Raw genomic sequence first — 21,659 nt, forward strand, 5'->3', positions numbered from 1 at the left:
TCATCCCGCTCGGTCAGAGATCGTCGGGCAGGATCCGGAAATGCGTGCGCCTGCCTCCCAACGGCCTGACGGTCCGGAAATCGCGGATGTCCCGGGTCAGGACGGCGTCCGTCTCGTACTCGGCAGCCAGAGCCACGTTCACCGCATCGACCAGATCCAGGTCGAGGGCTCCGTATCTTGCCCGCACGGAGAGAGCGGAATCCAGGATTTCGGGCGTGGACGGTGCCAGCACCAGGCACATCGCTTTGCCGCGAGGCGCATCGAGCGGTCGTTGGCGGTCTGGGTGTACAGCACCACCGGCTCGCCGGGACGCGCGTGGGCGAACCAGCCGAGCGCTGCCGCGCACGCCTCGGTGCCGTACCCGCGTCCCCACGCCCCCGGCAGGAACAGGTAGCCGAGCTCGGACTTCCCGACATTCGAACGGACGTGCCCCGCACCCTCCGCGCCGTGCCGTTTGAGCTCGACCATGCCGATCATCGTTCCGTCGAGATCGATCACGAAAAGGCCAGGCCGCCGTTCGGGTATCTCGGGCATCTCCCGCTCGAGCTCATGACGCGATCGGGGGCCACCGAGGGCGGCCGCCGCGCCCCTGCTGGCCGTCTGCCCGGCGGGTCTTGCCGACGGCGTGCGCACGGACGTCGTCCTCAGCCCTGCGGATCTGCTTGCCGCCTGGCGGAGCTGAGTGGCACGGTGGAGCGGCCCCGGCGGACCACCGGCGCGGCTCGTATCCCTGGGGAGCAAGCAGATGACCGGCCGCCTCGCGCAGATGGTGCGCTTCGCCTGCGTGGGCGTGGTGAACACCGCCACGTACTACGCGTGCTACCGGGTGCTGCTCACCGGGCTGCCCTATCTCGCCGCACACACCCTGGCGTTCTGTCTCAGCATGATCGGGTCGTTCTTCCTCAATGCCAGGTTCACCTACCGGGTGCGGCCGACCTGGCGGAAGTTCCTGCTGTTCCCGCTGACCAACGCGGCGAATTTCGTGATCACGACGAGCGGGGTGTACCTGCTGGTGGGCCTCGGCAACGTCAGTAGTCACTACGCGCCGCTGATCGCGGCAGGGGCGGCCGTTCCGATCACATTTGTCGTCTCGCGGACGATCATGCTCCGTCCTGACAACCGGGAAGCCTCCGAATCGTTGGTCGAACCAGTGGCCCCCGCCACGCCAAGTGCCTAACATCATTTCCCGCAAGGTCTTGTGAACCGAGGCACAAACTCGCGCCCCCCAGGAGGCCCCTTTGCACCGCCGCCGTCGCACTGTGCTCTCCGTATCCGCTGTTCTTGCCGTCGCGTCCCCGCTGCTCGCTGCCTGCGGCAGCCAGGCCCATCCGGGAGCGGCCGCCGTCGTGGGCAAGGAGCGGATCACGGTCGCTGCCGTTCAGGCACAGGTCAGGGACGTGCGTGCGGCCCAGAAGAAGTCGCCGCAGGCCGCTGAGATGATCAAGAGTAGTAACAACCTCACCGGCATGAAGCTCGGCAACATGATCTTCGACCGGGTGCTCGCCCGGGCGGCGAAGGACGCCGGTGCGACGATCAGTCGCAAGGAGGTGCAGGACGCGCGGGCGCAGCTCGTGCAGCAGGCCGGCAGCGAGGCGCGGCTTCAGCAGGTGTATCTGGAGCAGAACGGTGTCGCCCCCGGTCAGATCGACCAGGCGCTCCAGGAGCAGGTCACCGCGAACAAGCTGGCCCGGGCGCTCGGCGCCGATCTGGGCAACGCGGCCGGGCAGGCGGCCGTGCTGCAGGCCATGACGAAGGCTTCCAAGGCGCTGGGCGTGGACGTCAATCCGCGGTACGGGGTGTGGGACGCCAGGAAGAGCCAGCTCGGCCCGTACAAGGCTCCGTGGATCACCCAGGTCACCCAGCAACAGTCCGCATCGGCGGGCGCGTAGCCGGGGGAGGTAGTTTCGACGGGTGACCGTTGAAAACGCCCCCGACACCGCCGACCAGGCCGACGGCTCCGGCCGGATCGTGCTGCTCACCACCAGCCACCGGGTCGCGCCGGGGCTCCTGTCCTGGCCCGCCTGGCAGCTGCTGCACGCCGCCGACCGGGTGCTGTGTCCGGACGAGGCGCACGCCCAGTTGCCGTACCTGCGCGAGGCCGGCGTCACCGTCGAGCATGTGTCGCCCGACGCGGAGCACCTGGTCGAGGAGTGCGCGGGCGGGCGTACGGTCGTGGTCGTCCTCTCGGGCGAGGGCGACCGGCGGCTGACCGACGGTCTGGCCCGGCTGGCCGGCAGCGGCCGGGTGCGCATGCCGGATCTGGAGCTGCTGCCCGGTTCGTACGACCTGCCGGGCGCGCGACTGCTGGACCTGGTGCAGGTGATGGACCGGGTCCGCCGCGAGTGCCCGTGGACGTCGCAGCAGACGCACCAGGGGCTCGCCAAGTACCTCATCGAGGAGGCGTACGAACTCGTTGAGGCGATCGAGGCCGGTGACCGGGAGGAACTCCGCGAGGAACTGGGCGATGTGCTGCTGCAGGTCGTCTTCCACGCGCGGATCGCGCAGGAGGACGCGGAGGAGCCCTTCTCGATCGACGATGTGGCCGGCGGCCTCGTCGAGAAGCTGATCCACCGCCACCCGCACATCTTCGGTGACGAGACCGCGGAGACCGCGGAGGACGTGCACGCACACTGGAACCGTACGAAGGCGGCCGAGAAGCAGCGTGACTCGGTGACCGAGGGGGTGCCGGTCGGTCAGCCCGCGCTGGCGCTGGCCGCCAAGCTGGCGTCCCGGGTTCGCGGCGGTGGCCTGGAGGTTCCGCTGCCGGAGGGGGAGTCCGTCGGTTACCGGCTGCTCGCGATGACGGTGCGGGCCGAGGCCGCGGGCACCGACCCGGAGGCCGCTCTACGGGCCGCGGCGCGGGCGTACCGGGACGCGATCCTGGCCGCGGAAGGGGCCGGCAGGTGACGGCAGGACCCCAGCCCGAGCTGTTCACCTGGGAGTTCGCCACCGATCCGTACCCCGCGTACGCCTGGTTGCGGGAGAACGCGCCGGTGCACCTGGCGGCGCTGCCCAGCGGGGTCGAAGCCTGGCTGGTGACGCGCTACCAGGACGCCCGGACCGCCCTGGCCGAGCCCCGGCTGTCGAAGAACCCGGCGCACCACGCCGCGTCCCCGCACGCCAAGGGCAAGACCGGCATCCCGGGGGAACGCAAGGCGGAGTTGATGACGCATCTGCTGAACATCGATCCGCCGGATCACACCCGGCTGCGGCGGCTGGTGTCGAAGGCGTTCACCCCGCGCACGGTGGCGCGGTTCGCGCCGCGGGTGCAGGAGCTGACGGATCAGCTGATCGACGCGTTCGTGGAAAAGGGAGAGGCCGACCTCATCCATGAGTTCGCTTTCCCTCTCCCTATTTATGCGATCTGCGATCTGCTGGGTGTGCCGCGGGAGGACCAGGACGAATTCCGCGACTGGGCCGGAATGATGCTGCGCCATACGAAAGCGGGCCAGGGCGGCGGCCCGCGCGGTGGTGTGGCCCGCTCGGTGAAGAAGATGCGCAGCTATCTCGCGGAGCTCATCCACCGCAAAAGGGAGAACCTGGGCGACGACCTCATTTCCGGGCTGATCCGGGCGAGCGACGGCGGCGAGCATCTGACGGAGAACGAGGCCGCCGCGATGGCGTTCATCCTGCTCTTCGCCGGTTTCGAGACGACCGTCAACCTCATCGGCAACGGCGTGTACGCGCTGCTGCGCAACCCGGACCAGCGCGCGCGGCTTCAGGAGTCACTCGCCGCCGGCGAGACCGAGCTGCTGGCCACCGGGGTCGAGGAACTACTCCGCTATGACGGGCCCGTTGAGCTCGCCACCTGGCGGTTCGCCACCGAGCGGCTGACCCTGGGCGGCCAGGAGGTGGCCGAGGGCGATCCGGTGCTGGTCGTGCTGGCGGCCGCCGACCGGGATCCCGAGCGCTTCACCGAACCGGACACGCTCGACCTCGCGCGCGTCGACAATCAGCATCTCGGTTACGGGCACGGCATTCATTACTGTCTGGGCGCCCCGCTGGCCCGGCTGGAGGCGCAGACCGCTCTCGCCACCTTGTTGCGGCGGCTGCCGGATATACGGCTTGCGGTGGATCCGGCCGATTTGCGCTGGCGCGGTGGACTCATCATGCGGGGATTGCGCACGCTACCGGTGGAGTTCGACCGTCATGCGTACTGACTCGCCGTCAATACTGTGACTTTCACGTGATCTGCGCTGCATCGACTTGTGATGGGCATTCGACTACGGCTACGTTCACCGTTCGAATCATCCGTCACACGGAAGGCCACCGCATGCGCACCGGGAACGGTCGGCACCGACGCCCCCGTCAGGCTCCAGCCATCGTGGTAGCGGCAGGAGTTACGGGATCCGCCATCGCCATTCCGCTGCTGGGCGCAGCCGGCGCACACGCAGCCGATGCCACCACCTGGGACCGCGTCGCGCTCTGCGAGACCGGCGGCATCTGGAGCGCCGACCTCGGCAACGGCTACTACGGCGGCCTGCAGTTCTCGCAGGACACCTGGGACCAGTACGGCGGTGGGCAGTACGCGTCCCGGCCGGACCTCGCCAGCCGCTCCCAGCAGATAGCCGTGGCCGAGAAGGTCTACGCGGCTGAGGGCGCCAAGCCCTGGCTCAGCTGCGCGACCGTCTCCGGCCTGACGAAGGACGACGCCGCCACGGCAACGGTGGACCCGGGCGTTCCGGACACCGCGAGCCCTACGCCGTCGGACGAAGCCTCGGACGAAGCCTCGGACGATGCGTCGGCCTCCGCGACACCGTCGGACTCGGTCGACGGTGCGCACACGGGCTCCGATGCGGGCTCGGACACCAGTTCGGCCTCGCCGTCCGATGCGCCGACGGCCGCCGCCACCGACCCCGCCGCCGACTCCGGTTCGGGTTCCGGCTCGGACGCGGCCGGCAGCCGGCGGTCATCGGATGCCGACTCCCCCGAGCCCACCGACTCCGCGACGCCCTCCGACCCGGCGTCGGCCTCGACGGGCACGCCGGCGCCCTCACGGAGCGCAACCACCGGCAAGCACCGCGGCGACGAGGCCAACGAGCCGTCGCACGACGCCCGGGCGGGCGACGACAACGGCCGGCACGCGTCGCGGTCCGAAAGCCCGACACGCGGCGACGCTCGTTCGGACGACAGCTATACCGTCCGCCCGGGTGACAATCTCTCGGCAATTGCGGATGCACACGATCTGCCCGGCGGATGGCCCGCGCTGTATGCCGCGAACCACCGCACGATCGGTGGCGATCCGGACCTCATCCTCCCTGGCCAGGCCCTTGATCTCAGCCCGAAACAGGGCTAGTTGATCCGACTATGTCCGGTTTTGGCGGCGGTGAGACATGGCTCTCGTCCGTCGCTACGAATGTCCGGGCCGACTGCGCCGCCCATGCCGCGCCTCACCTGCGGAAATGCCTTCTGCACAGGTGCGACGCGCCGTGCACTCCCTCCGATGTTCATCTTTGAATATCGGAGGGATTTGTGTTTCGGTCAGAACCGCTCGCACCGCGGGCACCCTCGATCGTCACGCCGAATCCTGCCATCGGTCGGGGGAAGACACAGTCGACGCGTAACGCGCCGTAGGCAGGAGCGGGGGACCCAGGTAAGCGCCGGGTCCGGCCGCCCACGCGGAGTCCGAATCATCGGAATCCGGGACGGGACGGACGGAAACGGCTTGGGGTGAAGCTGTGCGCAGGTAGCGCAGCCGGGCAACTCATTGGCCCGAACCCGACAGCTCACCTCGTAGGCGTCGGTGAGGAGATACGTCATGCTCTTTTCTGCCAGCAAGTCCAAGCACCGCCGCCCGTCCAAGGCCGTCCGCTACGCCACGCTTGCCGGCGTCACCGGTGCCGCCGTGGCCGTACCGCTGCTGGGCGCGACCTCCGCTTCGGCCGCTTCCGTCTCCACCTGGGACGCTGTCGCCCAGTGCGAGTCCGGCGGCAACTGGTCGATCAACACGGGCAACGGCTACTACGGTGGCCTGCAGTTCTCGAACTCCAGCTGGGCCGCCGCCGGTGGTACGAAGTACGCCCCGCGCGCCGACCTCGCCACCAAGGACCAGCAGATCGCCGTCGCCGAGAAGCTGCTCGACATGCAGGGCCCGGGTGCCTGGTCCTGCGCGGGTGCCGGCGGCCTGACCAACGATGGTGTGGACCCGGGCGTGAACCCGTCCGGTGCGAGCGCTGGTTCGAAGACCGCTCCGCAGCAGGAGACCCACAGCAACGCGCAGTCCGCTTCGCGCAGCGAGGCCCGTAAGGCCCCCGCGAAGCACGCCGCCCCGGCGAAGATCAAGAAGGGCGACGGCGAGTACAAGGTCAAGGCCGGCGACACGCTCGCCCGGATCGCCAAGTCCCAGCACCTTTCCGGCGGCTGGGAGAAGCTCTACCACCTGAACAAGGACATCGTGCAGGACGCCGACCTGATCTTCCCGGGTCAGCAGCTGCACCTGAGCTGATCCCGGCTCCCCCTGAGCACCCCGGTCCGGCGCGACTCCCCCGTACGCGCCGGACCGGGGTTTCTTTCGGTCAGTTCGGTTACCAGCAAGTATATTTGCCGAGCTTCGGGTAGTAATAAGGTCTTTTGGGCGCTTTTTCGTCCCAGGGGCCGGGCGCCCGGCCGGTCGGGGGCCGCGGGCCGGTTAGGCTCATGTCGCAAGGCCAAAGAGACCCTGCACCCATAGCGTCACATCCCAGAAGGAGATGCTCGTGCCGTCCATCGACGTCGTCGTAGCCCGGGAAATCCTGGACTCCCGAGGTAACCCCACGGTCGAGGTCGAGGTCGGCCTCGACGACGGCAGCACGGGTCGTGCTGCAGTTCCGTCCGGCGCCTCCACCGGTGCCTTCGAGGCCATCGAGCTTCGTGACGGTGACCCCAACCGTTACCAGGGCAAGGGTGTCGAAAAGGCCGTCCTCGCCGTCATCGAGCAGATCGGCCCGGAGCTCGTCGGTTACGACGCGACCGAGCAGCGCCTCATCGACCAGGCGATGTTCGACCTGGACGCGACCGACAACAAGGGCTCGCTGGGCGCGAACGCGATCCTCGGCGTTTCGCTCGCCGTGGCACACGCCGCCTCCGAGGCGTCGGACCTGCCGCTCTTCCGCTACCTCGGTGGCCCGAACGCGCACCTGCTGCCGGTGCCGATGATGAACATCCTCAACGGTGGGTCGCACGCCGACTCCAACGTCGACATCCAGGAGTTCATGATCGCGCCGATCGGCGCCGAGTCCTTCTCCGAGGCGCTGCGCTGGGGCGCCGAGGTCTACCACACGCTGAAGAAGGTCCTGAAGGCCAAGGGTCTGGCGACCGGCCTCGGCGACGAGGGCGGCTTCGCGCCGAACCTCGATTCGAACCGGGCCGCGCTCGACCTCATCCTCGAGGCCATCACCGAGGCCGGTTACGTCCCGGGCAAGGACATCGCGCTCGCGCTGGACGTCGCCGCGTCCGAGTTCTACAAGGACGGCTCGTACGAGTTCGAGGGCAAGTCCCGTTCGGCCGCCGAGATGACCGAGTACTACGAGGAGCTCGTCGCCTCGTATCCGCTGGTCTCCATCGAGGACCCGCTGTTCGAGGACGACTGGGCCGGCTGGCACGTCCTCACCGAGAAGCTGGGATCCAAGATCCAGATCGTCGGCGACGACCTCTTCGTCACCAACCCCGAGCGGCTGGCGCGTGGCATCGAGGAGGACTCGGCCAACGCGCTGCTCGTCAAGGTCAACCAGATCGGTTCGCTGACCGAGACGCTGGACGCCGTCGAACTGGCCCAGCGCAACGGCTTCAAGTGCATGATGTCCCACCGCTCCGGTGAGACCGAGGACGTCACCATCGCCGACCTGGCCGTCGCCACCAACTGCGGCCAGATCAAGACCGGCGCCCCGGCCCGCTCCGAGCGCGTCGCCAAGTACAACCAGCTGCTGCGCATCGAGGAGATCCTCGACGACGCCGCGGTGTACGCGGGCCGGTCGGCCTTCCCGCGGTTTCGCACGAACAGCTGAGCGCCGCGGGGCTGATGCCGAATCACCCAAAAAGAACTGAATAAGCAGCAAAGGCGCAGCGCAGTGCAGCCGTCCTCGTACGCGGTCCCGTACCGTGTCCGGGGACGGACGTGCGTGCGTATACGGGGAGGCGGCATGGCAGGGGACCGGGACCGGTTCTCGACCGCGACCAGGCTGAAAGTGCTGGGCGAGCAGACCGCCGCCCGGGTCTACCGCTCCCAGTCCAGGCGTCAGGCCCGCCGCCCGCGGCTGACCGGCCGGGCGGCGATACTGCTGATGGTGCTCTGCACGCTGGTCGTCGCCCTCGCCTATCCGATGCGGCAGTACGTCTCGCAGCGCAACGACATCGCCGACCAGCGGCAGCAGGTGCGCGACGCGAAGGCCCGGGTCGAGCAGTTGCGGGACGAGAAGGCGCGGCTGCAGGACGACGCGTACGTGGAGCGGCTGGCCCGTGAACATCTGCATTACGTACGGCCGGGGGAGACGAGTTACACCGTCATCGACCCGGACGCGCGCAAGCGGGCGCCGCGGGACCGGGGGGCCACGGACCGGCCCTGGTACACCAACCTCTGGGACGGCGTGGACACCGCGGACCGGGCCGGCGACCGGTGACCGGCTTCCGGTAGGCGCCCGCCTGACACCCTCACAAGTAGATCTGGATTCAAGGCACCATGGAAACGCCCCCTCCGCAGACCGACCGCACCGAGCCGACCGACGTGGACATCGCCGCGTTCCAGCAGCAGCTGGGCCGCCCGCCGCGCGGCCTCCGTGCGATCGCGCACCGCTGCCCGTGCGGAAACCCCGACGTGGTGGAAACCGCGCCACGCCTGGAGGACGGCACGCCGTTCCCCACCACGTACTACCTCACGTGCCCGCGGGCGGCTTCGGCGATCGGCACGCTCGAAGCGAACGGCGTGATGAAGGAGATGACCGAACGCCTCGCCGCCGACCCGGAGTTGGCGGCCGCGTATCGGGCAGCCCACGAGGACTACATCGCCCGGCGGGACGCGATCGAGGTCCTCGAGGGCTTTCCCAGCGCCGGCGGTATGCCGGACCGGGTGAAGTGCCTGCACGTCCTGGTCGGCCACGCACTGGCCGCCGGTCCGGGGGTCAACCCGCTGGGGGACGAGGCGATCGCGATGCTGCCGGAGTGGTGGGCGAAGGGCCCGTGCGTGACGCCCTGCCCGGAGAACGGCTGAGCGGCACGGGTGGTCAGGCCGGAGGGTGCAGGTGGCTGCGCTCTCCGTCGTGGTCGAGGATGACCAGGATCTCCGCCGGTCCGCCGTGCGCTTTGATGGCGTGCGGGATCATGGTGGAGAACTGGGCCGCCTGGCCCGTCTCGACGTGGATGGTGCGCTCGCCGAGCAGCAGCGTGACGGTTCCCGACAGGACGGTGAACCAGTCCTTGCCGGGGTGCACCCCGAGCTCATCGGTCCCGTCCCTGCGGGCTTCTTGGGTGATGCGCATCTTGGCGACGGTGGCCCCGGACGGCCCCGGCCCGCGGCTCAGCAGCCAGGTGGTCACCCCGCGCTGTTCGTCGCGCTGGGGCCGGATCACGATGTCGTCATCGTCGACGGACGCCACCAGCTGATCGAGGGACGTACCCAGCGCGCGGGCCAGTGAGGTCAGCTGGTCGAGGCTGATGCGCCGGTGCCCGGTCTCGATCCGGCTCAGCGTGGAGGGACTGAGGAAGGCGCGCTCGGCCAGGTTGTCCAAGGACCAGCCGCGAGCCTGCCGCAGTCCCCGGATGCGCAGGCGGACGGTGCTGTCCAGATCGCTTTCTTGCGCCATACGCAAGAGTGTATGCCGTGCCGGCATGGCGGCGTTAGCGTCGGCGTATGAACGACGCGAACAGCACGGGCATGCACGGCACCCACCGGGATCACGAGCCGGCAGGCGCCGGCACCTTCGCCATGGCGGAGCTCCTGGATCTCGACGCCGAGGTTCTGCACGCCCACCTCGACGAGCTGACCGGTTGGCTGGCGGAGCTCGCCACCCCGGCACCCAGTCGCATCCTCGACCTGGGCAGCGGAACCGGGACGGGCACGCTCGCCCTGCTGAAGCGCTTCCCGCAGGCCGGGGCCAGCGCCCTGGACGTGTCTCCCCAGATGTTGCACCACCTCTCGAAGAAGGCTCACGCCCTGGGCCTGGCGGACCGGCTCGACACCGTCCGGGCGGACCTGGACGCCGACTGGCCCGGCCTCGGGCCGGCCGACCTGGTGTGGGCGGCCTCCTCGCTGCACCACCTGGCCGATCCTGACCGGGCGCTGGCCCGGGCCTTCGACGCGCTGCGGCCAGATGGCCTGCTGGCGGTGACCGAGATGGACTTCTTCCCCCGCTTCCTGCCCGACGACACAGTGCAGGGCGCTGTCGAGGCCCGTCTGCACGCGGCACTGAACGACCGTCCCGCCGTCGACTGGACGGACCACCTCACCCGAGCCGGCTTCCATCTGGAAGAGCGGCGGCCCTTTGCCATCGATCTGCGCGCCCCGCTGCCGGCGGCCGCCGGCCGCTATGCGCAGGCATCCCTGCGCATACTGCGCTCCCACGCGGACGGCCGGTTGTCCGAAACCGACCTGGTCGCGCTCGACACCCTGCTGGACGGCGACGGCCGGCACAGCATCCTGCGGCGCCAGGACCTCACCGTCCGCTCCGCCCGCACCACCTGGGCCGCCCGCCGCCCGTGATCCTGCGGCGGCCGGGGGCCTCCCGGCGGTAGCCGGTGGCGATGGAGGTCATGATTGAGGCAGGGACGGCGCGGCCCGCGCTCGAGCGGGCCGGTCGTCCCTGGGTTGCCCCCGACCACCGGGGGCGGGCCCGGGTAGCGGAGAGGAACCCCTTATGACCCGCGTTGCCGCGATCGACTGCGGTACGAACTCCATCCGGCTGCTTGTCGCGGACGCCGATCCGGCAACCGGTGAGCTCACCGACCTCGACCGGCGGATGACCATCGTCCGGCTCGGCCAGGACGTCGACAGGACCGGACGGCTCGCCCCGGAAGCACTGGAGCGGACGTTCGCCGCCTGCAAGGAGTACGCCGAGGTGATCAAGGCGCACGGCGCCCTGCGCACCCGCTTCGTCGCCACATCCGCCTCCCGGGACGCCGAGAACCGCGACGAGTTCGTCCGCGGCGTGGTGGACATCCTCGGCGTCGATCCGGAGGTGATCACGGGGGACCAGGAGGCCGAGTTCTCGTTCACCGGGGCCACTCGGGAGCTCGCGGGCCGGGGCGGCAGCTATCTGGTCGTGGATATCGGCGGTGGATCGACCGAGTTCGTCGTCGGTGAGGAACACGCGGGCGCCGCCCGGTCCGTGGACATCGGGTGCGTGCGGCTCACCGAGCGGCACGTCCGGCACGACCCGCTGACCCTCGGCGAGATCACCGCGATCCGGGCCGACATCGCCGCCGCGCTCGACCTGGCGGAGGAGACCGTCCCGCTGACCGAGGATCGTACGCTCGTCGGGCTCGCCGGATCGGTGACCACCGTCGGCGGCATCGCGCTGGACCTCGACGCGTACGACTCCGCAGCCATCCACCACTCGCGGATCACCGCCGAGCGGGTGGGCGAGGTCGCCGCCATGCTGCTCTCCTCGACCCACGAGGAGCGCGCGGCGATCCCCGTGATGCACCCCGGGCGGGTCGATGTGATCACCGCGGGGGCGCTGATTCTGCACGAGGTCATGCGGCGGACGGGGGCCCGCGAAGTGGTCGTGAGCGAGCACGACATCCTCGACGGGATCGCTTGGTCGATCGCCTGACGGGGGCCGCCCGAGAAAGTTCGTGAAGTTCTTCACAAGGAATCGGGGCCCGGCGGCCGAAGTTTTTCCGCCGTTGGTCCTTTACGGGGGGCCAGAGGCCCCGGGGCCGGGCGGGCCGGACTACCCGACGTATGTGACGGACGGATGAACTCCGGCCGTGGTTCGGTTGGTCCGGTGCGGTGAGGTCCAGCTCAGGAGGGGTGGGCGGCGAGTATCCGGTGCTGTGGTTTCCCCGTGAGGCGATGGCCTCCGTGAAGCGAGCCGCGCAGTGTAGCAGAGAGGGCACCCGACCTTGTGAAGGGGCGCACGAGGTACCCCCCTCCATGAGGTGGATACTCGTTGCCATGAGCACCACGGAGCGTCCCAGGATCCTCGTTGTTGGAGGCGGGTACGTAGGCCTGTACGCAGCTCGTCGCATTCTGAAGAAGATGCGCTACGGCGAGGCGACCGTCACGGTCGTCGACCCGCGCTCGTACATGACGTACCAGCCCTTCCTCCCCGAAGCTGCTGCCGGCAGCATCTCGCCTCGGCATGTCGTCGTCCCGCTGCGACGCGTGCTGCCCAAGGCTGAGGTTCTCACCGGCCGAGTCACCACCATCGACCAGGACCGCAAGGTCGCCACGGTCGCGCCGCTCGTCGGCGAGGCCTACGAGCTGCCGTTCGACTACCTGGTCATCGCGCTCGGCGCGGTCTCCCGTACCTTCCCGATTCCCGGCCTCGCCGAGCAGGGCATCGGCATGAAGGGCGTCGAGGAGGCCATCGGTCTCCGCAACCACGTGCTCGAGCAGCTCGACAAGGCCGACTCGACGAACGACGAGGATGTCCGCCGCAAGGCGTTGACCTTCGTCTTCGTCGGCGGTGGCTTCGCAGGCGCGGAGACCATCGGCGAGGTCGAGGACATGGCGCGGGACGCGGCCAAGTACTACACCAACGTCAAGCGCGAGGACATGCGCTTCGTGCTGGTCGATGTGGCCGACAAGATCCTTCCGGAGGTCGGGCCGAAACTCGGCGCGTACGGCAAGGAGCACCTGGAGTCCCGCGGTATCGAGGTCTACCTCAAGACCGGCATGGACTCCTGCATCGACGGCCATGTGGTCCTGAACAACGGCCTTGAGGTCGACTCCAACACCCTGGTGTGGACCGCGGGCGTCAAGCCCAACCCGGTGCTGGCCCGCTACGGCCTGCCGCTCGGCCCCCGTGGCCACGTGGACACCTCCGAGAAGCTCCAGGTGCAGGGCACCGACTACATCTGGGCCGCGGGCGACAACGCCCAGGTCCCGGACGTGGCGGCCCGCGAGGCCGGCGTCGAGAACGCCTGGTGCCCGCCGAACGCCCAGCACGCGCTGCGCCAGGCCAAGGTCCTCGGCGACAACGTCATCTCGGGCATGCGGGGCTTCCCGCAGGGCACCTACAAGCACGCCAACAAGGGTGCGGTGGCCGGCCTCGGCCTCCACAAGGGTGTCGCGATGATCGTCATGGGCAAGATGAAGATCAAGCTCAAGGGCCGTCTCGCCTGGTACATGCACCGGGGCTACCACGGTCTGGCGGTGCCGACCTGGAACCGCAAGATTCGCGTCGTCGCCGACTGGACCCTCGCGATGTTCCTCAAGCGCGAGGTGGTCTCGCTGGGCGCCATGGAGACCCCCCGCGAGGAGTTCTACGAGGCGGCCAAGCCCGCTCCGGCTCCGGTCGCGGTCAAGCCCGAGAGTGAGAAGGCCAAGGCCTCCTGACCCGGCGTCAGCAAGTCGGGTTCCTTCCGAAGGGGCCGTCCGCCATCCGTGGTGCGGGCGGCCCCTTCGGCGTTCCGCGCGAAATGTACATGTATTAACCATGGATTTTACGGACCCGTTATGTGGTATTGGGACTTCAGGGGCAGGTATTCGTTGTTCTCCTGCTGTTGAGCCTTTCCGCGTCTGTACGGAGGTGTGCGCCATGGCCGACGCCGCGCTGCGGCTGACCACTCTCGCCGAGGACCTGCTGGGAGCCCCGCTCCCGATAAGGATCCGGGCCTGGGACGGCAGCGAGTCCGGACCTCCGGGTACGCCCGTTCTGGTGATCCGCCATCGCCGGGCCCTGCGCAGGTTGTTGTGGAAGCCGGGCGAGCTCGGACTCGCCCGCGCCTGGGTGGCCGGTGAGATCGACGTGGAGGGAGATCTGTACGCGGCCCTGGAACTGCTGGCCGGGCTGATCTGGGAACACGACGACGAGCAGGACAAGAAGCGGCCGCTGCACCCGCTGCTCGACTCGAGGCTGCGGACGGCCGCCCGCGGGCTGCTGGACCTCGGCGGGCCGCTGCCCCCGCCGCCCCCGCCGGCCGAGGAGATCCGCAGACGCCGCGGTCCGATCCACACCAAGCACCGCGACAAGCAGGCCATCAGCCACCACTACGACGTGGGCAACGACTTCTACGAGTTGGTGCTCGGTCCTTCGATGGTCTACTCCTGTGCCTACTGGGCCGACGACTCCACCCTGGAGACCGCGCAGCGCGACAAGCTCGACCTGGTCTGCCGCAAGCTGGCGCTCAAGGAGGGCATGCGACTGCTCGATGTCGGCTGCGGCTGGGGCTCGATGGCCATCCATGCGGCCCGTGAGTACGGCGTTCAGGTCACCGGTGTCACCCTCTCGCGTGAGCAGGCGGCGTACGCCCGTAAGCGCATCGCCGACGAGGGGCTCACCGACCGGATCGAGATCCGGGTGCAGGACTACCGGGACGTCAAGGACGGTCCGTACGACGCGATTTCGTCGATCGGCATGGCCGAACACGTCGGCTCGGTCCGCTACCGGGAGTACGCCGACGATGTGTTCGCCCTGCTGAAGCCGGGCGGCCGTCTGCTCAACCACCAGATCGGCCGCCGCCCCGAGCGGGACGAGTCCGCCTACGAGATCGACGGCTTCATCGACGCCTACGTCTTCCCCGACGGGGAACTGGCGCCGCTGGGCCGCACGGTGGCGACCCTGGAGGAGGCGGGCTTCGAAGCCCGCGACGTACAGGCGCTGCGCGAGCACTACGGGCTCACCCTGCGCCAATGGGTGGCCAACCTGGAAACGCACTGGCAGGAGGCGGTACGGCTGACGAGCCCGGGGCGGGCCCGGGTCTGGCGCCTCTACATGGCGGCGTCCGCACTGGCCTTCGAACGCAACCGGATCGGTGTCAACCAGATCCTGGCGGTGAAGACTCCGGCGGAAGGCGCGTCGGGGGTGCCGCGCCGGGTGTACGACTGGCGCTGAGGAGCTACGCACCGGTGGGGCCGGCCCGGAACATCGTCCGGGCCGGCCCCACCTGCGTATCCGACTATCCGCGTGCCGCTACTCGGTCTTGATCGCCGTCAGCATGTTCAGCCGGGCGGCGCTGCGGGCCGGCCACAGCGAGGCAAGCACCCCGACCAACGCGGCGAGCAGCAGGAAGACGCCGATCCGTGTCCACGGCATGACCAGCACGTAGTTCGGGATGCTCGACTTGATCGTCTGTCCGATCGCCCAGGCGAGGAACGAGCCGAGCCCGATGCCGATCACCGCGCCGAAGACCGAGATCACCACCGCCTCCAGCCGGATCATCCGCTTCACCTTCGCACGGTCCAGGCCGATCGCCCGGATCATCCCGATCTCCTGCTGGCGTTCGAAGACCGACATCGCCAGGGTGTTGACGACCCCGAGCACCGCGATGATCAGGGCCATCGCGAGCAGCCCGTACATGATGTTCAGCGCGGTATTGATCGCGCCGCCGAACTGGTTGCGGATGTCCTGCTGATTCCAGATGGAGATGGCGGGGTTGTCACCCATGGCGTCCACCAGGGCCTGCTGGTTGGCCTTGCTCTCGCCGCCGTCCGTCTTCACGAAGATCTGCTGGATTTCCGGCTTCTTCTCGTGCCGGGCCAGCACGTCGGTGGCGGCCAGCACGGGGGAGACGAAGTCGTTGTCCTTGTAGACCGCGCCGACGGTCAGCTCGCCCTTCTTGTCGTCGAGGTATGTCACCGGCAGCTTGGTGCCCGTCTTCCAGCCCTGCTTGTCCGCGGTCTTCTCGGCGATCGCGATCCGGCCCCGGCCGAGCGAGTCGAGCGAACCGGAGACGGTGTCGAGGGTGAGGACCTGCTGGATGTCGCCGGGGGTGACGCCCGAGACCGATTCGTCCCGGCCGTCGATGGCGATCTGGCTGCCGCTCTGCGGTGACGCGGCGGTGACCCCCTTGGCCTTGTGCAGGGCGGTGACCGTGGCAGGGTCGAGCGACATGCCGTTGGCCATCTCGACCATGTAGTCGCCCTTGAAGTTGTCCGTGGTCATCCGGTCGACGGCCTGGCCCATGGTGGCGCCCAGTACCGAGAGCCCGGTGACCAGGGTGAGACCGATCGCCAGCGCCGACGCGGTGGCCCCGGTGCGGCGCGGATTGCGCACCGCGTTCTGGCCGGCCAGCTTGCCGGACACCCCGAACAGCCGGTGCAGCAACGGCCGTACGACGGCGATCGCCGGGCGGGACAGCAGCGGGATCAGCACGATCACGCCGATCAGCGTCAGGAACGCGCCAGCCGCGATCATCGTCCGGCCGCCGGACCCGGCGGCCGCACCCGCGACGATCACCGCGGCGCCGAGCAGGGTGATGACACCGCCGATGGAGTTCCGCACCACCAGGGACTTGGTGGTCGCCGGGAGGTGGGCGCTGCCCATGGCCGCCACCGGGGGGATCTTCGCCGCTCTGCGGGCCGGCAGCCAGGCGGCCAGCATGGTGATCACCACGCCGACACCGAACGCGGCGAGCGCGGTGGTGGGCGCCACGACCAGCGGGCCACCGGGCACCTTGGCACCGAAGGCTCCCATCGCGGAGCGCAGCCCCACGGCGAGGCCGATTCCCAGGACGAACCCGATCGCCGATGCGACCGCGCCGACCACCAGGGCTTCGGCGAGTACCGATCGGGTGACCTGCTTGCGCGAGGCGCCGACCGCACGCAGCAGAGCCAGCTCCTTGGTGCGCTGGGCGACCAGCATGGTGAAGGTGTTGGAGATCAGGAAGATGCCGACGAAGAGCGCGACCCCGGCGAAGGCAAGCAGTAGCTGGCTGAGCCCGGACATGCCCTTCTCGATCTGCTTGGCCTGGTCGTCGGCGAGCTGCTTGCCGGTCTGCGCGTCGGCGTTCTTCGGCAGCAGCGGCTTGACGTCGGCCAGGATCCGCTGGGCCGATGCGCCGCCGGCGGCGGCCACGTTGACGTCCTCGAAGTAGCCCGGCTCCAGATACAGCTTCTGCGCCACGGACGTGTCGAAGAGCACCAGGCTGCCGCCGGCGCTGACCGCGCCGTCCTCGGTGTCGAAGATGCCGGCGAGTTCGTACTCCCGCACCGGCCCGTTGGTGGCGACCCGCACGGTGTCGCCGACCTGGTAGCCGCCCTTGTCGGCGGTGGACCGGTCGAGGGCGATCTGGCCGTCGCGCACCGGGCCAGAGCCGTCGGTGAAGGTGTACTGGCTGTCCTTGCCCTGCTTGTCCGGGGCGTAGTTGCCCCCGGTGTTGGACCAGCCGTTGCCGATCAGCTTGCCGTGCCGGTCGGCGACGCCGGCGAATCCGGAGACCCGGCCGGTGGCGGAAGAGACGCCGTCGAGGCCGCGTATCCGCTCCAGAGTCTTCGCGCTGACGCCGGGGTTCTGGTGGGCGCCGCTGTCGTCGCTGTACGAGGTGACGGAGACCGCGACATCGTCGTAGCTCTTCGCCGACTGGTTGCGGTAGGCGTGGCCGAGGGTGTCGGTGAAGACCAGGGTGCCGGAGACGAAGGCCACGCCGAGCATCACGGCGAGCAGCGTCATCAGCAGCCTGGCCTTGTGCGCGAGCACATTGCGCAAGGCGGTACGGAACATGGTGTTGTCAGTCCTGAAAGTTGTGGAGGCCCTGGAGTGGTGGAGGCGCGGTACGGGCGGCGGAGCCCGCCGGTGTCAGCTGGTCCGGCCCCGGGCGTCGAACTCCTTCATCCGGTCGAGCACGCCGTCGGCGGTGGGGGTCAGCATCTCGTCGACGATCCGGCCGTCGGCGAGGAAGATCACCCGGTCCGCGTAGGCCGCGGCCACCGGGTCGTGGGTCACCATGACGACGGTCTGGCCCAGCTCACGCACGGAGTTGCGCAGGAAGCCCAGCACCTCGGCGCCGGAGCGGGAGTCCAGGTTCCCGGTCGGCTCGTCACCGAAGATGATCTCGGGCTGCGAGGCCAGAGCGCGCGCCACTGCCACCCGCTGCTGCTGGCCGCCGGACAGCTGGGTCGGCCGGTGCTTGAGCCGGTCCCCGAGGCCGACCATCTCGATGACACTCGCCAGCCACGCCTTGTCGGGCCGGCGGCCCGCGATGTCCATCGGCAGCGTGATGTTCTCGGCCGCGGTCAGCGTGGGCAGCAGGTTGAACGCCTGGAAGATGAAGCCGATCTTGTCCCGGCGCAGCTGGGTGAGCTGCTTGTCCTTGAGCGTGCCGAGCTCGGTCTCGCCGATCCGTACCGAGCCGGAGCTGAAGGTGTCCAGCCCCGCCACGCAGTGCATCAGCGTCGACTTGCCGGAGCCCGACGGGCCCATGATCGCGGTGAACTCGCCCTGCCTGAAGTCCACGGTGACCTGGTCCAGGGCAACGACCTGGGTCTCACCCTGTCCGTACACCTTGGACAGTTCGACGGCGCGTGCGGCCACCGCGGTGGCGCGGCTGGCGGTGGTGTACGTGGTCACGGTGAAGCTCCTGTCGGGGCGGTCTGCGGGGACTTCTTCATCCTCGCTGCCGCCCGGCGCCCGGACGTCCCTCCGCATGCCCGTTCCCGGGGCCGCCTTGAGACTGACCGGGGAGCCGCCGCCTCCTCCTCGGGTATGACCCGACCCCCGAGGCGGCCCCCCAGCGGTAGCTTCTCAGCGCCTCGCGGCCCGGCGCGGCGCGGCGGTGCGGTGCTGCCGCCAAGGGAACAGCCGGGCGGGCGCGTCCTCGAATCCGGACGGTTCGCCGCCCGCGATCAGGTCCAGCAGGGCGCGCGCATGACCGGTGTCACCCTCCTGATCCGGCCACCCTCGGCCCGCACCCGCTACCGCGCTGCGTCAACGACCGCACCGGACGGCCCGCACCGTCCCCCTGGCCGGGCGGCGACTTTCCGTCATTCCTGTACTCCCGGGTACGACCCCGTCACGGCACGTGGCAAGTGCCAATGGCGTTCCCGCCCACTGACGAGCCCTCAGGTACCAATAAAATAAGACAACATCGGGATCTTATCCGGCTGACCAGGGGTCACCTCCGGATAGGCTCTGATCTCACGTAACGCGGAGCCGCGCGCCTTGCCCGGATGGTGGAATGCAGACACGGCGAGCTTAAACCTCGCTGCCCTCTCGGGGGCGTACCGGTTCAAGTCCGGTTCCGGGCACCTCTCCGAGCAAGGCGTTGATCTGCGAAAACGGCTCATACCTGCCTTTAGTGCGTTCGGTGCACCGCGGGTGCACCACCGTGCCTACGATCCGGGCATGGCGCACATCGTGGAGCGGCAAAACAAGGCTGGCGAGGTCTCGAGCTACCAGGTGAGGTGGCGGCTCAGCGGTTCCCGTTCGGCGCCCGTCCAGACCGAGCGGTTCGACGACGTGGATTCGGACGAGTGCCAGCAGCAGTGGCACTCGTGAGACCCGGCCGCGGGCACGGTCGGCGGCGGCGGAGATCACCATCCCGCCGTAGCTGTGGCCGACCAGCGTCGCGCTGGTGATGTGAGCGCCATCGAGGAGGTGCAACACGTCGTCAGCGTGGGTGTCGAGGTCGGCGGTCGCAACCGTCGCGTTGTCGTCGTCGGGGCGCAATCCGGTCAGGTCAGGGCGTGAACGGTGTGACCGGCACGCTCCAGCAGCGGAACTACCGGGTCAAATGACCACGCGCCGTGCCAACCGCCGGGCACGAGGACGTACGTCGCCATGGGCTTCTCCTCTCTTCAGCCGCGTCATCGAGGCACGCCCCCGGTGACGTGTGGTTCTGCAAGCCGTTGTCCGCGGCGCATGACCACCCCAGACCATCACGTCGGGGCATGGCTGACTACCGAAAAACTGCACCCCCTGCTACGGCGGTGAGTACGCGTACTCATGTGCGCCAGGACGCCGGTTGGCAGGCTCCGCGGTATGACGAGTGGCAGAGGGGCGCTCACGGCCCTGCATCTCTTTCTGGTCTGGGCGGTGATGACGGCCGTGGTGCCGGCGCTCGGCTTCGGGCTGCTGGCAGCGGCCTGGGGCGGCGGTGCCGGTGCGCTGCTGCTGGTCTTGGCATTGGGTGTGCCGCTGACAGTGGCTCTGCTGACCGCAGCGGGCCAACCGGCGAAAACCTTGGTGCCGCTGTGCGGCTCACCGCGGCGGCGGTGGGGCTGGGCAGTACTGGTCTTCGTCCCCGGCACGATCGGCGTCCTGGCAGGTCTGGCCGCCTACGGTGGGGACGTTGATCTCGGGAGCGCCGGTGCCCGGATCACGCTGACGGGGGTGCCGTACGCGGTGGCCGCGGCGTTCTTCGTGCCGAGCCGGTGGGTGCGGTCAGGGGCACTGGCCGTGCTGGCGGCCGGGGTCGCCTACGGGGGCTACATCGGTCCGGCGCAGGCACAGCAACGTCAACACGCGGCGGAGGTCGCGCAGTACCGGGAGAAGCCGGAGCTGCTGTACCTGGGCGCTGCGCCGCCGGGCATGCACGTATCCCGTGCCGAGCTCGGCCCCGCCTCCTTCCTCGTCGACTACCGCCCTCTCCGGGAGGGGTACGAGTTGGGCTATGTGGACCTCGTGGTGCGCTCACCTTTCACTCCGTCACCCGGATGTCCCGCGACTGCGGAGAAGGGCGTGACCTGCACGGTGGACGCACACCGTGAGACGGTCACGGTCCGCGACCTGTCCGGCGGCGCCCGCGAGGTCACCCTTACCCGCCGCCACCGGAACACGGAGTTCGAGGTCAACAGTCAGACCCTTGACGAACCCGGTCTACGCCATCTCCTGGACACTCTGCACCCGTTGTCGGACGCCGAGTTGGGTGAGCTGATGCGGGAAAAGAAGATCGACCATGGATTTTGAGCCAGGTTCGCTCCGGGGTTACGGGCGGACCGGGCTGCTGATGGCGTGACCAAGAGATGGCGTGACCAAGACCAGGTTGAGGGCGTTCTCATGAACGGCGCCACCTCCGGCGCCGACACGAAGGAACGGAGCAACCTTGATGCGTGGAACAAGGCTGGGAGCAGCCGCGTTGCTGTCCGGCGCCGCGATCCTGTGCGGTGCCACGACGGCCACGGCAGACCCAGGACAGACCGACTTCGCCCAGGACAACCCCGTGACCCGGCTCGTGGGCACCGTCAGGGGCCCGCTGGCCAACTCTCCGGCGCCCTGCGCTGCCCCGTATGTGGGGCATCGCATCCTCCTGGGCGACCGTGGCGGGTGCACAGACGTGCAGATCAACCGGGCCTGACCATACCGGCGGTGCCGGGAACTGCGATCACGCAGGGCACGTCGGTAAGGGCATGAAGGAGCGAGCAGAGCCCGCGAGTGGCATCGGCTGCCTCGTGGCGGCCATCGGTATGGGTGTCGGGTTCGGGGTGTGGCTGCGGGGTGCCCGCCCGGCTCTTCAGGGGAGTTTCGAAGGCCGGCGGGACTGGAGCCTGCTGTATGTGGAGCTGCCGTTCATGCTGTTCGGGGTGCCGGTGATCACGCTGGCGGCCTGGGCAGTCACCAGCGGCCTGCTCCGCCGCCGGGCCGGGAGAAGCGCGCGGACCGCGGCATCGGGTGGGGTGGCCGCGGTCACGATGGCCGCCCTCGCATGGGCCGGTCTCGCGTGGTTGGACATCCGGGTCGACGTCTTCCTCCAGGGCGACGCGTGACCCGGGACGCCGGGCCAGGACTTCCCGCGAGGCGGCGGAGCAGACGCGGTGGACGGCCGTCTTTTCCGCTTGATCGCGGCTGGACGAGACTGGTGTCCTTGGA

20 protein-coding genes, 1 tRNA gene, 2 pseudogenes and 1 riboswitch are annotated in these 21,659 nt (G+C 69.3%); of the genes and pseudogenes, 17 read left to right on the forward strand and 6 right to left on the reverse strand.

What is annotated here, in order from left to right:
• Positions 1-13: 13 nt before the first annotated feature.
• A pseudogene (locus AB0M87_RS24160) lies at positions 14-253 on the reverse strand (VapC toxin family PIN domain ribonuclease); the annotation flags it as partial.
• Positions 139-741, reverse strand: a complete 603-nt coding sequence (locus tag AB0M87_RS24165; RefSeq protein ID WP_365856240.1) for a GNAT family N-acetyltransferase — start codon at positions 739-741, stop codon at positions 139-141. The gene AB0M87_RS24165 and the pseudogene AB0M87_RS24160, both read right to left, overlap by 115 nt.
• A gap of 4 nt (positions 742-745) precedes the next feature.
• On the opposite strand from AB0M87_RS24165, the gene AB0M87_RS24170 reads away from it, so the two are divergent.
• From AB0M87_RS24170 to AB0M87_RS24210, 9 genes are all read left to right on the forward strand, one after another.
• A complete protein-coding gene (locus tag AB0M87_RS24170; protein ID WP_365856242.1) occupies positions 746-1,177 on the forward strand; it encodes a GtrA family protein in 432 nt (143 codons plus the stop codon).
• A 61-nt stretch (positions 1,178-1,238) separates the two neighbouring features.
• Positions 1,239-1,889 (forward strand): SurA N-terminal domain-containing protein, encoded by a 651-nt coding sequence (locus AB0M87_RS24175; protein WP_365856244.1) that lies wholly within the window; start codon positions 1,239-1,241, stop codon positions 1,887-1,889.
• A 22-nt stretch (positions 1,890-1,911) separates the two neighbouring features.
• Positions 1,912-2,907: a nucleoside triphosphate pyrophosphohydrolase gene (locus AB0M87_RS24180; protein ID WP_365856246.1), complete on the forward strand. Its 996-nt coding sequence runs from the start codon at positions 1,912-1,914 to the stop codon at positions 2,905-2,907.
• Positions 2,904-4,160, forward strand: a complete 1,257-nt coding sequence (locus tag AB0M87_RS24185) for a cytochrome P450 (protein WP_365856248.1) — start codon at positions 2,904-2,906, stop codon at positions 4,158-4,160. The genes AB0M87_RS24180 and AB0M87_RS24185 overlap by 4 nt, the downstream gene beginning before the upstream one ends.
• A gap of 164 nt (positions 4,161-4,324) precedes the next feature.
• Positions 4,325-5,296 carry a transglycosylase family protein gene (locus AB0M87_RS24190; protein WP_365856250.1) on the forward strand — a complete coding sequence of 324 codons (972 nt, stop codon included), beginning with the start codon at positions 4,325-4,327 and terminating at the stop codon, positions 5,294-5,296.
• A 260-nt stretch (positions 5,297-5,556) separates the two neighbouring features.
• A riboswitch (cyclic di-AMP (ydaO/yuaA leader) is annotated at positions 5,557-5,755 on the forward strand.
• Positions 5,756-5,758: 3 nt separating this feature from the next.
• Positions 5,759-6,445 carry a transglycosylase family protein gene (locus AB0M87_RS24195; protein WP_365856252.1) on the forward strand — a complete coding sequence of 229 codons (687 nt, stop codon included), beginning with the start codon at positions 5,759-5,761 and terminating at the stop codon, positions 6,443-6,445.
• A 244-nt stretch (positions 6,446-6,689) separates the two neighbouring features.
• Positions 6,690-7,982 (forward strand): phosphopyruvate hydratase, encoded by a 1,293-nt coding sequence (eno, locus tag AB0M87_RS24200; protein ID WP_365856254.1) that lies wholly within the window; start codon positions 6,690-6,692, stop codon positions 7,980-7,982.
• Between the two features lie 135 nt (positions 7,983-8,117).
• Positions 8,118-8,594, forward strand: coding sequence for a septum formation initiator family protein (locus AB0M87_RS24205; protein ID WP_365856256.1), 477 nt, complete (start codon positions 8,118-8,120; stop codon positions 8,592-8,594).
• Positions 8,595-8,653: 59 nt separating this feature from the next.
• Entirely contained in the window at positions 8,654-9,181 is a 528-nt protein-coding gene (locus AB0M87_RS24210) for a DUF501 domain-containing protein (RefSeq protein WP_365856258.1), read from the forward strand.
• Positions 9,182-9,194: 13 nt separating this feature from the next.
• On the opposite strand, the gene AB0M87_RS24215 is transcribed toward AB0M87_RS24210, so the two are convergent.
• Complete coding sequence (locus AB0M87_RS24215) at positions 9,195-9,773, reverse strand: XRE family transcriptional regulator (RefSeq protein WP_365856260.1); 579 nt, start codon at positions 9,771-9,773, stop codon at positions 9,195-9,197.
• Between the two features lie 47 nt (positions 9,774-9,820).
• Here AB0M87_RS24215 and AB0M87_RS24220 point away from each other — a divergent pair, with 47 nt between their 5' ends.
• The 4 genes from AB0M87_RS24220 (at position 9,821) to AB0M87_RS24235 (ending at position 14,969) form a co-directional block, all read left to right on the forward strand.
• Complete coding sequence (locus tag AB0M87_RS24220; RefSeq protein WP_365856262.1) at positions 9,821-10,669, forward strand: class I SAM-dependent methyltransferase; 849 nt, start codon at positions 9,821-9,823, stop codon at positions 10,667-10,669.
• Positions 10,670-10,823: 154 nt separating this feature from the next.
• Positions 10,824-11,741 (forward strand): Ppx/GppA phosphatase family protein, encoded by a 918-nt coding sequence (locus tag AB0M87_RS24225; RefSeq protein WP_365856264.1) that lies wholly within the window; start codon positions 10,824-10,826, stop codon positions 11,739-11,741.
• Positions 11,742-12,085: 344 nt separating this feature from the next.
• Entirely contained in the window at positions 12,086-13,471 is a 1,386-nt protein-coding gene (locus AB0M87_RS24230) for an NAD(P)/FAD-dependent oxidoreductase (protein ID WP_365856266.1), read from the forward strand.
• A gap of 202 nt (positions 13,472-13,673) precedes the next feature.
• Positions 13,674-14,969 (forward strand): cyclopropane-fatty-acyl-phospholipid synthase family protein, encoded by a 1,296-nt coding sequence (locus AB0M87_RS24235; protein ID WP_365856268.1) that lies wholly within the window; start codon positions 13,674-13,676, stop codon positions 14,967-14,969.
• 78 nt (positions 14,970-15,047) lie between these two features.
• Here AB0M87_RS24235 and AB0M87_RS24240 read toward each other — a convergent pair whose 3' ends face one another.
• Together AB0M87_RS24240 and AB0M87_RS24245 are read right to left on the reverse strand one after the other, a co-directional pair.
• Entirely contained in the window at positions 15,048-17,576 is a 2,529-nt protein-coding gene (locus tag AB0M87_RS24240; protein ID WP_365856270.1) for an FtsX-like permease family protein, read from the reverse strand.
• A 75-nt stretch (positions 17,577-17,651) separates the two neighbouring features.
• The gene (locus AB0M87_RS24245; RefSeq protein ID WP_365856272.1) at positions 17,652-18,422 is read right to left on the reverse strand and encodes an ABC transporter ATP-binding protein; all 771 of its coding nucleotides are present in this window, start codon (positions 18,420-18,422) and stop codon (positions 17,652-17,654) included.
• Between the two features lie 593 nt (positions 18,423-19,015).
• On the opposite strand from AB0M87_RS24245, the gene AB0M87_RS24250 reads away from it, so the two are divergent.
• Positions 19,016-19,099, forward strand: a tRNA-Leu gene (locus tag AB0M87_RS24250).
• Positions 19,100-19,271: 172 nt separating this feature from the next.
• Here AB0M87_RS24250 and AB0M87_RS24255 read toward each other — a convergent pair.
• Positions 19,272-19,520, reverse strand: a pseudogene (locus AB0M87_RS24255) (alpha/beta fold hydrolase); the annotation flags it as partial.
• 312 nt (positions 19,521-19,832) lie between these two features.
• On the opposite strand from AB0M87_RS24255, the gene AB0M87_RS24260 reads away from it, so the two are divergent.
• The 3 genes from AB0M87_RS24260 (at position 19,833) to AB0M87_RS24270 (ending at position 21,556) form a co-directional block, all read left to right on the forward strand.
• Positions 19,833-20,759, forward strand: a complete 927-nt coding sequence (locus AB0M87_RS24260; RefSeq protein WP_365856274.1) for a hypothetical protein — start codon at positions 19,833-19,835, stop codon at positions 20,757-20,759.
• Positions 20,760-20,898: 139 nt separating this feature from the next.
• Positions 20,899-21,147, forward strand: coding sequence for a hypothetical protein (locus tag AB0M87_RS24265; protein WP_365856276.1), 249 nt, complete (start codon positions 20,899-20,901; stop codon positions 21,145-21,147).
• 52 nt (positions 21,148-21,199) lie between these two features.
• The gene (locus AB0M87_RS24270) at positions 21,200-21,556 is read left to right on the forward strand and encodes a hypothetical protein (RefSeq protein ID WP_365856278.1); all 357 of its coding nucleotides are present in this window, start codon (positions 21,200-21,202) and stop codon (positions 21,554-21,556) included.
• Positions 21,557-21,659 lie beyond the last annotated feature (103 nt).

It is taken from the genome of Streptomyces sp. NPDC051320 (assembly GCF_040682175.1).
GTDB lineage: Bacteria > Actinomycetota > Actinomycetes > Streptomycetales > Streptomycetaceae > Streptomyces.